The sequence below is a fragment of the Mesorhizobium sp. M1403 genome (assembly GCF_040317695.1).
Classification (GTDB): domain Bacteria; phylum Pseudomonadota; class Alphaproteobacteria; order Rhizobiales; family Rhizobiaceae; genus Mesorhizobium.
This window is the reverse complement of record NZ_JAMYKY010000007.1, coordinates 49160-62071: the sequence shown is the minus strand read 5'-3', so window position 1 is coordinate 62071 and position 12912 is coordinate 49160. Positions and strand designations below refer to the sequence as shown.

Annotated in this window: 19 protein-coding genes; 11 read left to right on the top strand and 8 right to left on the bottom strand. The window is 63.8% G+C overall.

The window, feature by feature from the left end; genetic code table 11:
• Positions 1-24 precede the first annotated feature (24 nt).
• A complete protein-coding gene (locus tag NKH01_RS14485; RefSeq protein WP_023719777.1) occupies positions 25-2106 on the top strand; it encodes an ATP-dependent helicase in 2082 nt (693 codons plus the stop codon).
• Between the two features lie 148 nt (positions 2107-2254).
• The gene (locus tag NKH01_RS14480; RefSeq protein WP_023719778.1) at positions 2255-2557 is read left to right on the top strand and encodes a DUF982 domain-containing protein; all 303 of its coding nucleotides are present in this window, start codon (positions 2255-2257) and stop codon (positions 2555-2557) included.
• A gap of 69 nt (positions 2558-2626) precedes the next feature.
• Here the strand turns inward: NKH01_RS14480 and NKH01_RS14475 are convergent, their stop codons facing one another.
• Both NKH01_RS14475 and NKH01_RS14470 read right to left on the bottom strand, forming a co-directional pair.
• Positions 2627-2926 carry a hypothetical protein gene (locus NKH01_RS14475; protein WP_353020716.1) on the bottom strand — a complete coding sequence of 100 codons (300 nt, stop codon included), beginning with the start codon at positions 2924-2926 and terminating at the stop codon, positions 2627-2629.
• 14 nt (positions 2927-2940) lie between these two features.
• Positions 2941-3453 (bottom strand): DinB family protein, encoded by a 513-nt coding sequence (locus tag NKH01_RS14470; RefSeq protein WP_352495582.1) that lies wholly within the window; start codon positions 3451-3453, stop codon positions 2941-2943.
• A gap of 77 nt (positions 3454-3530) precedes the next feature.
• On the opposite strand from NKH01_RS14470, the gene NKH01_RS14465 reads away from it, so the two are divergent.
• From NKH01_RS14465 to NKH01_RS14445, 5 genes are all read left to right on the top strand, one after another.
• Complete coding sequence (locus tag NKH01_RS14465; protein ID WP_352481783.1) at positions 3531-4241, top strand: glutathione S-transferase family protein; 711 nt, start codon at positions 3531-3533, stop codon at positions 4239-4241.
• Between the two features lie 416 nt (positions 4242-4657).
• Positions 4658-5293, top strand: coding sequence for a 5,6-dimethylbenzimidazole synthase (gene bluB, locus NKH01_RS14460; RefSeq protein WP_353020713.1), 636 nt, complete (start codon positions 4658-4660; stop codon positions 5291-5293).
• Between the two features lie 197 nt (positions 5294-5490).
• Positions 5491-5787, top strand: coding sequence for a DUF1905 domain-containing protein (locus NKH01_RS14455; RefSeq protein WP_352481785.1), 297 nt, complete (start codon positions 5491-5493; stop codon positions 5785-5787).
• Positions 5788-5905: 118 nt separating this feature from the next.
• On the top strand, positions 5906-6328 hold the full coding sequence (gene ndk / locus NKH01_RS14450; protein ID WP_023719783.1) for a nucleoside-diphosphate kinase: 423 nt from the start codon (positions 5906-5908) through the stop codon (positions 6326-6328).
• Positions 6329-6480: 152 nt separating this feature from the next.
• Positions 6481-7089 carry a class I SAM-dependent methyltransferase gene (locus NKH01_RS14445; protein ID WP_353020712.1) on the top strand — a complete coding sequence of 203 codons (609 nt, stop codon included), beginning with the start codon at positions 6481-6483 and terminating at the stop codon, positions 7087-7089.
• A 72-nt stretch (positions 7090-7161) separates the two neighbouring features.
• Here NKH01_RS14445 and NKH01_RS14440 read toward each other — a convergent pair whose 3' ends face one another.
• The 3 genes from NKH01_RS14440 to NKH01_RS14430 form a co-directional block, all read right to left on the bottom strand.
• Positions 7162-7431 carry a hypothetical protein gene (locus NKH01_RS14440; RefSeq protein ID WP_023719785.1) on the bottom strand — a complete coding sequence of 90 codons (270 nt, stop codon included), beginning with the start codon at positions 7429-7431 and terminating at the stop codon, positions 7162-7164.
• A 164-nt stretch (positions 7432-7595) separates the two neighbouring features.
• Positions 7596-7850: an SDR family oxidoreductase gene (locus tag NKH01_RS14435; protein ID WP_353020913.1), complete on the bottom strand. Its 255-nt coding sequence runs from the start codon at positions 7848-7850 to the stop codon at positions 7596-7598.
• Positions 7837-8604 (bottom strand): YbaY family lipoprotein, encoded by a 768-nt coding sequence (locus NKH01_RS14430; protein WP_352911426.1) that lies wholly within the window; start codon positions 8602-8604, stop codon positions 7837-7839. The genes NKH01_RS14435 and NKH01_RS14430 overlap by 14 nt, the downstream gene beginning before the upstream one ends.
• Positions 8605-8899: 295 nt before the next feature.
• Between NKH01_RS14430 and NKH01_RS14425 the strand changes: the two genes are divergently transcribed.
• The 4 genes from NKH01_RS14425 to NKH01_RS14410 are packed head-to-tail and all read left to right on the top strand — an operon-like array spanning position 8900 to position 11464.
• Complete coding sequence (locus NKH01_RS14425) at positions 8900-9223, top strand: BufA1 family periplasmic bufferin-type metallophore (RefSeq protein ID WP_353020711.1); 324 nt, start codon at positions 8900-8902, stop codon at positions 9221-9223.
• 33 nt (positions 9224-9256) lie between these two features.
• The gene (bufB, locus tag NKH01_RS14420) at positions 9257-10177 is read left to right on the top strand and encodes an MNIO family bufferin maturase (RefSeq protein WP_502912628.1); all 921 of its coding nucleotides are present in this window, start codon (positions 9257-9259) and stop codon (positions 10175-10177) included.
• Positions 10164-10964, top strand: coding sequence for an HvfC/BufC family peptide modification chaperone (locus NKH01_RS14415; RefSeq protein ID WP_353020707.1), 801 nt, complete (start codon positions 10164-10166; stop codon positions 10962-10964). Before bufB ends, NKH01_RS14415 begins: the two co-directional genes overlap by 14 nt.
• A gap of 5 nt (positions 10965-10969) precedes the next feature.
• Positions 10970-11464, top strand: coding sequence for a DoxX family protein (locus NKH01_RS14410; protein WP_353020705.1), 495 nt, complete (start codon positions 10970-10972; stop codon positions 11462-11464).
• A 19-nt stretch (positions 11465-11483) separates the two neighbouring features.
• Here the strand turns inward: NKH01_RS14410 and NKH01_RS14405 are convergent, their stop codons facing one another.
• Genes NKH01_RS14405 through pgsA form a run of 3 tightly spaced genes read right to left on the bottom strand, consistent with a single transcriptional unit; the run spans position 11484 to position 12813 of the window.
• Positions 11484-11954: a molybdenum cofactor biosynthesis protein MoaE gene (locus NKH01_RS14405; RefSeq protein WP_353020703.1), complete on the bottom strand. Its 471-nt coding sequence runs from the start codon at positions 11952-11954 to the stop codon at positions 11484-11486.
• A 3-nt stretch (positions 11955-11957) separates the two neighbouring features.
• Positions 11958-12215 carry a molybdopterin converting factor subunit 1 gene (gene moaD / locus NKH01_RS14400; protein ID WP_292662329.1) on the bottom strand — a complete coding sequence of 86 codons (258 nt, stop codon included), beginning with the start codon at positions 12213-12215 and terminating at the stop codon, positions 11958-11960.
• A 1-nt stretch (position 12216) separates the two neighbouring features.
• The gene (pgsA, locus tag NKH01_RS14395) at positions 12217-12813 is read right to left on the bottom strand and encodes a CDP-diacylglycerol--glycerol-3-phosphate 3-phosphatidyltransferase (RefSeq protein WP_352848443.1); all 597 of its coding nucleotides are present in this window, start codon (positions 12811-12813) and stop codon (positions 12217-12219) included.
• Between the last annotated feature and the right edge of the window lie 99 nt (positions 12814-12912).

The following is a 12912-nucleotide window of genomic DNA, read 5'->3' as shown; positions in this document are numbered from 1 at the left end:
AGCGGAAACGATGCTTGATGGGCGATGAACCTCGCCGCCCGTGATTCGTCCTTCCAGCCGGCCTATCTGGCAAAGCTCAACGCCGAGCAGCGGCTTGCCGTCGAACACGGCGACGGCAAGATCGCGGGGCCATTGCTGGTGATTGCCGGCGCCGGCTCCGGCAAGACCAACACGCTGGCGCACCGGGTCGCGCATCTGATCGTTAGGGGTGCCGATCCGCGCCGCATCCTTTTGATGACATTTTCGCGCCGTGCCGCGGCGGAAATGGCCAAGCGGGTCGAGCGCATCGCCGGCGAGGTGCTGGGCCGCGATGCTTCCGTCATCACCGATGCGCTGAGCTGGGCCGGCACGTTCCACGGTATCGGCGCCAGGCTGCTGCGTGATTATGCGCTGGAGATCGGTCTCGATCCCGCCTTCACCATCCATGACCGCGAGGATTCCGCCGACCTGATGAACCTCGCCCGCCACGAGCTTGGGTTTTCGAAGACCGAAGCCCGCTTCCCGACCAAGGGCACCTGCCTTGCGATCTATTCGCGTGCCGTCAATGCACAGGCGCCGCTCGGCGAGGTGCTGGGTTCGGTGTTCCCGTGGTGCGCCGGCTGGGCCGAACAGCTGAAACAATTATTCGCCAGATATGTCGAGGCCAAGCAGGCGCAGAACGTGCTCGATTACGACGATCTGCTGCTCTACTGGGCGCAGATGGCCGGCGAGCCGGAAATCGCCGCGCATCTGGGTGCACGTTTCGACCATGTGCTGGTCGATGAATACCAGGACACCAACCGGCTGCAGGCCTCGATCCTGACGGCCCTCAAGCCCGACGGATCGGGGCTGACGGTGGTCGGCGACGACGCGCAGTCGATCTATTCGTTCCGCGCCGCGGAAGTGCGCAATATCCTGGATTTTCCCAAGCAGTTCGCGCAGCCGGCCGAGGTCGTCATGCTGGAGCGCAACTACCGCTCGACCGAGACGATCCTGGCGGCGGCCAATGCGGTGATCGGCGAAGCGTCGGAACGTTTCACCAAAAATCTCTGGTCGGAGCGCAAATCGGCGGAAAAGCCGAAGCTGGTGAGCGTGCGCGACGAGATCGAGCAGGCGAGCTATGTCTGCCAGGCGATACTCACCGAGCGCGAGGCCGGTACCGTTCTCAAAGCGCAGGCCGTGCTGTTTCGCGCCTCGCACCATAGCGGCCCGCTGGAGATCGAACTGACGCGCCGCAACATCCCCTTCGTCAAATTCGGCGGGCTGAAATTCCTCGATGCCGCCCACGTCAAGGACGTGCTGGCCGTGCTGCGCTTTGCCGAAAACCCGCGCGACCGCGTCGCCGGCTTTCGCGTGCTGCAACTTCTGCCCGGCATCGGCCCTTCGGCCGCCAATGCGATCGTCGAGACCATGGCGACGTCGCTCGACGAGACGATGGGGCTTGCGCGCTACCGGCCGCCGCAGCGGGCCGCCGACGACTGGCCGGGCTTTGTCGCGCTCTATTGCGGCCTGCGCGCCGGCGCAAAGAAATGGCCGGCCGACATCGAGCAGGTCAGGCTCTGGTACGAGCCGCATCTGGAACGCATCCACGAGGATGCGACGACGCGCCGGGCCGATCTCCTGCAGCTCGAGCAGATCGCCTCCGGCTATGGATCGCGCGAGCGCTTCCTCACCGAGCTGACGCTCGATCCGCCGGACGCGACCAGCGACGAAGCCGGACCTCCGCACCGCGACGAGGATTATCTGATCCTGTCGACCATCCATTCGGCCAAGGGCCAGGAGTGGAAGAACGTCTTCGTGCTCAACACCGTCGACGGCTGCATCCCGATCGACCTAGGGGTCGGCAGCAAGGAGGACGTCGACGAGGAGCGGCGGCTGCTCTACGTGGCCATGACGCGGGCCAAGGATAGCCTGCATTTGGTGATGCCGCAGCGTTTTTTCGTCCACGGCCAGGCGGCGCGCGGCGACCGCCATGTCTATGCCTCGCGCACGCGCTTCATCCCGCGCCCGATCCTTGGTGCCTTCGAGCAGGTGGCGTGGGCCAGCGTCCAGGCCAGGGACGATCCGCGCCGCCAGCCGCAGGTGCGCGTCGATCTCGGCGCCCGCATGCGCGGCATGTGGAAATAGGCACCCGCCTCGGCGCGCTGCTCACCCGGGCGAGCGAAAAAAACAAATCACGGCAACATGGAACCTCGCGCCGTGATCCGCGTTTCTGCCCGACCCCCAGACCGGAGAACGGCGTCCGCCGTGACCTCCGCCCATTCGAGAGGCCAGAATGCACGACAGGACGTTTTCCACACCGGTCGCCCTAACCGTTGGCGCCGGCTACAAGCGGACGATCGCTTCGTTCTCCGAGATGCACGAGTTCCTGACCGAGTTCCCGCCTTCGCGCCGGCGGCTGAGCTATGGCGCCGCGGTAAAGGCCTGCGAGGCGGCACGCGCCGGCGAGATCTCGGCCGAAGCGGCACGCGACGCCCTGATCACCTTCGCCGTGACGGCCGGCATCCTCTGGCCGGCCGCCCAGCCGGCAGTCTCGGTCAAGCCGGTCGTCCGGGGCCTCGGCGGCTACGCCGCCTGACGCAACCTCTTCGTCATCATGGCCGGCCGGAGATGCGGTCCGTTGTCGGTGGTTTTAGGTCGGCAGATCCTAAATCAGCTGCCTTCTGATGCTCATCCGGGTCACCGCAGTCACAAGAATGGCGCCGATCATGAAATAGATGGTCGCGACAATGTCGCCCTGGTGGAAATAATAACCGGAGTTGAGAAGCGCCAGGACCACGGCGAAGAACGCCACAAGGCGCAAGGGTTCATTGGGCATGCGTGCCAATTCTCGCTGTTGCTGCTGAATGCTGCTGAAGCGGCCGCCCTCACGACCATGCGCTCCATAAAATGTTTTGGCGCTTTTTGCAATCTCGGTAGATCGTCCGCTATCGACCATCCGCTTCACCAGCCGCCCCAGGTTCAGGCGAATGCCCTGCCCTCCTCGCTGCGCTGGAACATCGTCAGGTCCAGTCCGAGGCTTGGCTTGCCCAGAACGGTCAGGATCGCATGCGCCTGGCCGCGGTGGTGGGTCTGGTGGTTGAAGAAGTGGTCGAGCGCCGGCGCCAGCCGCTGCGAGACGGTGCGCATATCCGAGACGGTCATGTAGGAGAAGCGGCCCGACAGCGCCTTGTCGCTCAAGCCGGCAACCCAGTCGATGATCCGTTTGTCCTCGGCCTCGCGCGCCAGCCGCAAGCCTGGCAAGGCGCGGTGCAGGATCGTGTCGAGCCTTGCCGGCGCGTCGCCCTCGCCGGTGAAGCGTTTCATCCAGATACGGTCGGCTGCCAGGAGGTGGTTGAGCGTTCCCATCATCGAGCCGAAGAAGACGCCGACATTGCGGTCGAACTCTTCCTCGTCGAGATCGGCGGCGGCATCGTAGATGCGGCCATTGGCCCATTGATTGTAGGCCGCAAACATCCTGAAATGCTGTTTCATTCTTCTCTCGACCTGCGAGACCCTGTTTCGCGTGGGTCTGTTTCGGGCATAGTTAGACTGCAAGGACGCTGCCGCCAATGACCATTCTGCTCTACGACCTTGTCGGACGCGACGCCGCCCGCCCATTCAGCCCACATTGCTGGAAGGCGGCGATGGCGCTGGCCCACAAAGGCCTCGACATCACCAGCGTGCCGACCCGTTTTCTCGAAGTGCCGAAGGTGGAAGGCGGCGTCTCGAAGCTCGTTCCGGTGATCCGCGACGGCGAGACGGTGGTCGCCGATTCCTTCGCTATCGCGCTCTATCTCGAGGAGGCCTATCCCGAGCGGCCGACATTGTTTTCCGGCGACGGCGGCAAGGCGACGGCGCGCTTCATCGAACGTTGGTCGCAGCTGACCATCCATCCCTACGTCACCACCGCTGCGATATTGGACCTGCACGCCATGCAGGACGAGGCGAACGCCGCCTATTTCCGGCAGAACCGCGAGCAGCGCTTCGGCAAGCGCCTGGAGGCGGTATACACCACCCGCGACGCTGGGCTCGCCAGCTTCCGGGCCTCGCTGGAGCCGCTCCGCTCGATGCTTGGCTATCAGCCCTTCATCGGCGGCCCGTCGCCGCTATTTGCCGACTACATCGTTTTCGGCGCGCTGCAATGGGCGCGCATCGCCACGCCCTACCGGCTGCTCGACGACAGCGACGTCGTGGCGCAATGGTTCGAACGATGCCTCGATCTGCATGGCGGCCTCGGCCGCACCGTCGCGCCGGCGGCGCTCGCCTCGCTTGAGAGTTGAAATCGGCAGTTTTATCAGCGGCGCCACATTTTGTTCTTGCTTTGTGCCGGCAGCTATGCTACTAATCTGGGTATGGTGCTAATTGGCTCCAACGACCCGCCCGGCTTGCCGAGGTGGGTTTTGTTTGCCGATCAAGGTCCAACGGCGCAGATGGCGGCAATGTCGCCGGGCCTCGGCTAAAGCGCGTCGCGTTCGACCGGCCTCATGCGATGCGCTTTAGGTTCTTGTTTTGATGCATGTCGTTAGCGCAAAACCGCTGCACACTTTTGCGCGACATGCATTAGAATTGCCGCCCCGGCGAAATGCGACAATGCGGGTAGACGACGTGTCGCTCGAAGCGCCTCATCACTGCCCGGATCGAAGCAAACAAGACGAAAGTCCGGCGAACCGGACAATCACAACAGAGGCAGCGCGCCATGACCGCAAACCCAGAGTTCCCGGCCGACTTTCGCGCCGGGCTCGCCAATCTTTTCCTGTGGCGACGCGACGTCAGGCGGTTCAAGCCGACGCTGCTCCCCGAAGGGGCGCTGGAGCGGCTGCTCGAGCTTGCCAGCGCCGCGCCGTCTGTCGGGCTGAGCCAGCCCTGGCGCTTCGTTATCGTCGAGAGCGAAGCATGCCGCGCCGCCGTTAGGGCATGCTTCGAGCGCTGCAACGCGGAGGCACTCGCAAATTTTTGCGGTGAACGCGCCGCGCTCTATGGGCGCCTGAAGCTTGCCGGCCTGAATGAGGCGCCCTGCCAGCTTGCGGTTTTCGCCGACCGCACAACCGAGCAAGGGCATGGGCTCGGCCGCCTGACCATGCCAGCCACCACAGACTATTCCGCTGTCATGGCGGTTCACACGATGTGGCTGGCGGCGCGCGCCGAAGGAATAGGCATGGGCTGGGTCTCGATCCTCGATCCGGCCGAGATGGTGACGATCCTGGACGCACCGCCGGAGTGGACGCTGATCGGCTATTTCTGCGTCGGCTATCCAAGCGAGGAACACAGCGTGCCGGAACTGGAACGGCAAGGCTGGGAAGTCCGGCGCGCTTCGATCGTGATAAAACGGTAGTGCAACGGCGGCGCTGCCATTCTCGTTGCAGGAAAGCCATTCTCTTTGCAGGGAAGCCATTCTCTTTGCAGGGGAGAATGACTCCTCCCCTGCAGGGCAGAATGGATGTCATGGATGTTTCGCCGATCGTCAGCATCGCCGACGAGAGACCAAGGCAAAGCCAGTCGTGACGGCCTTGACCTGAGGAAGGGCATAGAATGTTTCGCTGCGAGGTGCAGGCCGAGATCTGGGTCTATCCGGGAAAGGGCGGCTGGCATTTCGTGACGCTGCCGCCGGAACCTGGAGCATGGATCAAGACGGCGATGGTGGGAACGGCAAGGCCCTGGGGCTCGCTTGGCGTGGAAGCCGCCATCGGCCAGACCAGATGGCGGACATCGCTGTTTCCCGACAAGAAATCCGGCAGCCTGCTCTTACCGATCAAGACGGCGGTGCGGGTCCGCGAAGGCCTTGGGGCTGGCGACACGGCCAATCTGACGATCGAGATAGAGCTATGACACATTAGGTCTGGCTGACGGCGACGCGCTGTGTGCCCACCTCCCCTTGGCAAGCCGGCGGGCGGCTTGTATAGAGCCCGCCACCCTCAATTCCACTCTCCATCACAAGGACGATCCCATGGCGCTCGAACGCACCTTTTCCATGATCAAGCCGGACGCGACCCGTCGCAATCTCACCGGCGCCATCACCAAGATACTGGAAGATGCCGGCCTGCGCGTCGTCGCTTCGCGCCGGGTGTGGATGAGCCGCCGCGAGGCGGAAGGTTTCTATGCCGTCCACAAGGAGCGTCCGTTCTTCGGCGAGCTGGTCGAGTCGATGTCGTCGGGCCCGACCATCGTGCAGGTGCTGGAAGGCGAGAACGCCATTGCCAAGAACCGCGAAGTGATGGGCGCCACCAATCCGGCAAGCGCCGCCGAAGGCACCATCCGCAAGCTGCACGCGCTGTCGATCGGCGAGAATTCCGTGCATGGTTCCGATGCGCCGGAAACCGCCGCGCAGGAGATCAAATACTGGTTCTCGGACACCGAGATCGTTGGCTAAGCCGGCATCCCGAACCCATCAAAGAGGCCGGCGCAACGCCGGCCTTTTTCGTTAGCAGACATTTTCAGGTTCAGGCTCCTCGACGGGTCATGGGTGCGTTAAGCTCGAGGGCACGGATCAAACGCGGTCGCGACAACGGAGCCCACCAGGCCATGACCAGCACCATTCCCGGCTTGTTCCAGGGCACCGAGATGCCGACCGGTGGCTGGTGGGAGGCGTTGTGGCCCGACCCTGCCGGGGTGTTGACGGCGGTGGGAATGAAGCCCGGCATGGATGTGGTCGATCTCTGCTGCGGCGACGGCTGGTTCACGCTGCCAATGGCCAGGGTCGTTCGTCAGGTCATCGCCATCGACATCGATGCCGATCTGCTCGAAGTCGCCCGGCGGCGGCTGGCCGACGGAGGCGCGAGCAATTGCGAGTTTGTGGCGGGCGACGCCTATGAGCTTGCCAGGCTGGTGCCCCGGCCCGTCGACTTCGTCTTCATGGCCAACGCTTTCCATGGCGTTCCGGACCGGCCGCGCCTTGCCCGCGCCGTGCGGGCGACGCTTGGCAGGGCCGGTCGTTTTGCCATCGTCAACTGGCACCAGAAGCCGCGCGAGCAGACCACGGTTCTGGGCGAGCCGCGCGGACCGAAGACCGAGCTGAGGCTGTCACCCGAACAGACCACCGCGGCGGTGGAAGCAAGCGGGTTCAAGCTCGCCGGGCTGGTCGACATACCGCCCTACCACTACGGCGCGGTATTTAAACTCGCGACAAATTGAGAATGCCTGGTGTATGCGGTCGTCGCCCCGATAGATCTCGCCCGCCGCCCCCTAGCGGCGGGTTCTGCCAGTCTATTTCGCCTGGCGTTCCTTCACGTTCGCATGTTCGTTCGCCGCTTCCGTGTCGGTGGCCGGCGTCTGTGTATCGTGACCGGTGAACGGGCTGCCCTGCCCGGGCGCGAGATCGCCGCTATGACCAGCCTTGTTGGTCTGGAAAGGCTGGCTGTCAGGACTGAGACCATGCTGGAGGGCGTCGAACAGATGGTCGTCTGCCTTGGCAAGGCCGGTGAAGGCAAGGAGCGATGCACCGGTGGCGGCAAGGATAAGCGCGTGCGTTTTCATGTCTGGACTCCTTTGAGTTAGGCCAGAACGAGCCGCAGCCATTCTGGCGGCTTCAACGAAGGGACAAACATCCCTTTTGCCTTACCCGCCATCGTATGAGGACGTAACGCGCGCTCTGCCCAGTTTATTCCCCCTGAAACACAACGTGATCGGCATGCGGCCGATCAGGCGACCGAATAGCCGCCATCGGCGAGCGGGCCGTGGCCTGAGACAAACGAGGCGTCATCGGAAGCAAGGAAGGCCACGACCTTCGCTATCTCTTCCGGCGAGCCAGCCTTTGATGCGCCGCTTCGGCCTGACGCCTGCGCCGCCACCACAGGTGTGATCGTTTCGGAACGGTCCAAGGCCTGTTGAGAATCAGGGCAGGCCGAGCCGGTGCAGGCCTCACCTGAATATCGACAAGTCTCAACTCGCAGCATTGAACCGCAGGATGACGCGGTCATCCTTGTCGGCGATGATGAGCTTGCCGGCGTCGATATGGTACGACGCTGCCTTGGCCAGCGCCTCGAACAGCGCCTTTTCCTCGGCCATGGTCTCGGACGCGCAGGCCTTGAAGGTCGAACCGATGTCACTGATGGTAATCGTCGAACCATCGACTTTGGCGGTGGCGAAGTAGACGTTGCAAGGGCCGCTGCCGCCGGCCTTGCCGGCTTCGCTGATCCGGAACGTCGCCCGCGGCTCGGCAATCACGCCGATGCCGTCGATATATTCGATCAGCCAGCTTTGGCCGAACACGGAGGCTGCCGCCGGCTCATCGCTCGGCGCCGCCATTTTCAGCATGATGGTCAGCGGTGCATCGCTCAGCGGGTCGACCTGATGACGCTCGTCGGAGATGAACAGCAGCCTGTCGTCGGCGGTGATGCGTGCCTGCAGCACGTAAGTCATGTTCGGCCTGATCGCCTGCGGATCGAAGCTGATCTCGAACTTGATCGGCACCTGGCCGGTGGGCACGATCTTGCGTTCGCCGATAATTGCGGCCGGCGCGTCGGCCAGCGATACGTCGGCAAGCTGCACGGAAAGCACGGCGTTGGGCGGCAGCGTGATGCGCTCGCGATACATCACCTCGCCCTTGAGGGTCTTTTCGGCAGCCACGGAATGATCCGGAACGGCTAATATGCCGACGGCCAGCGGCACAAGCCCGAAGATGAAGAATTCGGCGATCCTGTCCAGCATGATCCTGCTCCCCTTCCGGCCAAAGGTCTCGCAGGATTGCGGTCAATGAATGGCTGGCGGGGTATGGGCATGGCTGTCGCAGGGATTTATTTGGACGGCGGGCGCTTCCAGCGGCCCGCCGCCTTGTCGTCGGCCTCCTTGGCCGCTCCGCAAACTCTGTTCAGGCCACCCTCGGCCAAGCCTCAGGCGATCACGAATTCGTGTTCCAAACAGACGTAACACGGCGGGCGTCCGGACCGAACTGACCAATGCGCGCTGAGGAGAGTGCGCTTAAAACCCTATCGGAGGTGAAATCATGTCAACGAGATCAACCGTGAGCGCGGCCTTACTGGCCAGCGCCGTTGCCACGGCTCTTGCTTCTTTTGCGACGGCCGCGCCGCTGACCGAGGCACAGGTCAAGGCAGCGATGGACGCCGGCAAGGAGAAGTGCTTTGGCGTCGCCTTGAAGGGACAGAACGACTGCAAGGCAGGCCCGGGAACCACCTGCCAAGGTACGTCGACCATCGACTACCAAGGCAACGCCTGGAAGTTCGTCGACGGCGGCACCTGCACGACGATGGACCTACCCGGCGGCCGCAAGGGCTCACCCACCGAGCTGACCCGCGACGTCCCATCGTAAGCGATGCAACCTGCCCGGAAAGCGGCGATGACGATGAACGGACCGACTCGTCCAGCATCTCGCATGTCGAAGACCTCGCGCTTTCCGGCGCACCCGGTCGCCGGCCTTGCCGGCACCAGTTTCAAGCATGAGCATCTGCCTGCAATCCTCGCCGACGGCCCCCAAAGCGGCTTCTTCGAGGTTCATGCGGAAAACTACATGGGCGCCGGCGGCCCGCCGCACGACGCGCTCGCCTGCATCCGCCGCAATTATGCCGTCTCGCTGCATGGCGTCTGCATGTCGATCGCCGGCCCGCAGCCGCTCGACAAGGCGCATCTCGGTCGTTTCAAGGCGCTGGTCGATCGCTACGAGCCGGCGCTCGTTTCTGAGCATCTCGCCTGGTCGACCCACGACACCACCTATTACAACGACCTGCTTCCCCTGCCCTACACGCCGGCAACGGTTTCGCGCGTGGCGGATCACATCGACGAGGTGCAGGGCACGATCGGCCGCCCGATCCTGCTCGAGAATCCTTCGACCTATGTGCTTTTTGCGGAATCGACGATGAGCGAGACGGATTTCATCCGCGAGCTGGTTCGGCGTAGCGGCTGCGGCCTGCTGCTCGACGTCAACAACGTCTTCGTCTCGGCCACCAATCACGGCTATTCGGCACGTTCTTATCTCGCGGATTTCCCGCTCGAACATGTCGGCGAAATCCATCTGGCCGGGCACGCCAAGCAGGAGGACGACGAGGGCGGCCTGCTGCTCATCGACAGCCATGACGGCCCGGTTGCCGACGCGGTCTGGAAGCTCTTCGACACCGTCATCGGCCGATGCGGGCCACTGCCGGCGCTGATCGAATGGGACAGCGACATTCCCGAGTGGCCGGTGCTCAAGGCGGAGGCCGCCGCCGCCCAAGCCATCCTCGACCGTCATGCCGACAGCTATTTCGGAAAAGCCCATGCCGCAGGATGAGCTCCAGTCGGGCGATCTCGGCCGCCGGTTTGACTATGCCGCGGCATTCACCGCCGGTTTGCTCGATCCTGACCATGCCCCGCCTGACTCTGTCTCGGGGCCGAATGGGAAGGCTGCGGTCAAGCGATATGCCGTCTACCGCAACAACGTCACGGTCAGCCTGATCGATGCGCTGGCCGCCAGCTTTCCAGCGACGCTGCGCATCACCGGCCCGGATTTCTTTCGCGCGATGGCGCGATTTCACATCCGCGAAACGCCACCCACCTCGCCGCTTCTATTCGAATATGGTCGCGACTTTCCCGATTTCATCGAGCGCTACGAATACGCGCAGTCGATGCCGTGGCTGGCCGACGTGGCGCGCATCGAGCGGGCCTGGCTCGACGCCTATCATGCCGCCGACGCGGAGGCGCTGTCGGCTGAGGCACTGGCGTCGATCCCTTGCGAGAGGCTTGCCGATACCGTGCTGCGGCCGCATCCGGCGACGCGGGTCGCGCGCTCCCGGTTCCCGGCAGTCACGGTCTTCGCGACAAACCGGAACAAGGCTCCTGTTGGGCCGATCCGGGCAACGGGCGCTGAAGATGCGCTGGTCACGCGGCCCGGCCTCGAGGTCTTCGTCCGCCACCTGCCGCCCGGCGGCGCAGTGTTTATCTCGCATCTGATCGCGGGCGAAGCGCTCGGCGCGGCGGCCGCGGCAGCATTTGCGGAGAGTGCCGAATTCGAGCTTTCCGCGAACATTGCCGGCGTGCTGGAAGCGGGAGCCTTCACGACGGCACATCAGGAAAGGTGAGCACGATGAGCGATGGGCAGAGCGCGAGCACCAAACCGCGAGGGGTCGCCGCCTTCGTCGAAAGGCTGAATGCCGCCCTGCGCACGATCGTGACGCCATCGCTGACGCAGCTTGTCCTGCGCTGCGCCCTCGCCGTCCCGTTCTGGCGGTCCGGCGTCAACAAATGGGACGGTTTTCTACAGTTGAACGATGTCGCCGTGCTGCTTTTCAGCTCGGAACTCAAATTGCATCTGCCGGGCGGCCCTTACGATTTTCCGGCACCTGGGCTGGTGGCGTTCGCCTCAGGATCAGCGGAGATCGTGTTGCCAGTTCTCCTTGTTTTCGGCCTGGCGACGCGACTGGCGGCATTCGGGCTGCTGCTGATGACGCTGATCATCGAGCTCACCGTGCCGGACGGCTGGCCGCTGCACATTACGTGGGCGGCGATGGCGCTTGGCATCATGGCCTGGGGACCCGGCCGGATTTCACTCGATCGTCTGATCGGCACTGACAAAGGCTGAGGCCTCGCGGAAAGCCTGGTCAGTCTCGTTTCCAGCGGCTCGCCGCCTTGGCGTCGGCCTCCTTGGCGTCGACCCAGCCGCCCTCCGAACCGTCGCTATGGTGTTCCTTTTTCCAGAACGGCGCCCGTGACTTCAAATAGTCCATCAGGAAATTCGCGGCCTCGAACGCCGCCTGCCGGTGGGCGGAAGCGGCCACCACCAGCACGATGTTTTCGCCGGGCGAGATCTTGCCGTGGCGATGGATGGCGGTGAGCCCCTGCAGCGGCCAGCGCTCGATTGCCTCGCCGGCGATGCGGGAAATCTCGGCTTCGGCCATGCCGGGATAATGTTCGAGCTCGAGTGCGGAGAGCCTGCCTTGCTCGTCGCGGCAAAGGCCCGAGAAGGTCACCACAGCGCCGATATCGTTGCGACCCTGGGTCAGCCTGGCGATCTCGGCGGCGACGTCGAAGTCCTCCGCCTGGATGCGCACGACAGGCACCACCGCGGACATGGTTCAGCCACCGGTCATCGGCGGGAACAGCGCGATCTCGCGCGCGCCGGCGATCTTCTCGCGATGCTCGACATGTTCCTGGTTGATGGCGACGCGGATCACATCAGGATATTGCAGCGCGTTCTCGTATTCCTCGCCGCGCGATTTCAGCCAGCGCAACAGGTCGGCGACCGTTTCGATGCCGGCCGGCAGTTCGACGTCTTCCTCCGGTCTGCCGATCCGCTCGCGCACCCAGGCGAAATAGATGAGCTTCGTTGACATTTTATTCATCCATGATGTGCTTGAGGCCGGCGCGGAAATAGTCGTAGCCGGTGTAGAGCGTGACCAGAGCGGCGATCCACAGCAGCACCAGCCCGGTCTGGGTGGTCAGCGGGAAGACCTTGTCGCCGGCGGGGCCTGCAAGCAGGAAGGCGATGGCGATCATCTGGATGGTGGTCTTCCACTTTGCCAGCTGCGTCACCGGCACCGAGACCTTCAGGGCCGCCAGATATTCGCGCAGGCCCGAGACCAGGATCTCGCGGCACAGGATGATGATCGCCGCCCACAGCGACCAGCCGGCGATGCCGGCATGGCGGTCGGTGTCGGCGGCGAGCAGCAGCAGGCAAGTGGCGACCAGCAGCTTGTCGGCGATCGGGTCGAGCATCTTGCCGATATTGGAGGTCTGCTGCCAGGCGCGCGCCAGATAGCCGTCGAAGTAATCGGTGATCGAGGCGAGCAGGAAAATGATGAGCGCCGACCAGCGGGCGAAGTCGCTCGACTTCAGATGCCCTTCCAGGAAGAAGCACAGCACGACTAACGGCACCGCCAGAATGCGGGCATAAGTGAGCATGTTAGGCAGGTTGAACGCGCGCTGGGCCATGTTTTGGGAACTCTTTTTGCCTGCTTAGTCAAATCAGAAGCGAATGTGGGGGGTCAACAGGCCAGAATCGATTAGCCAGCCGAAATATCGGCAATAGGT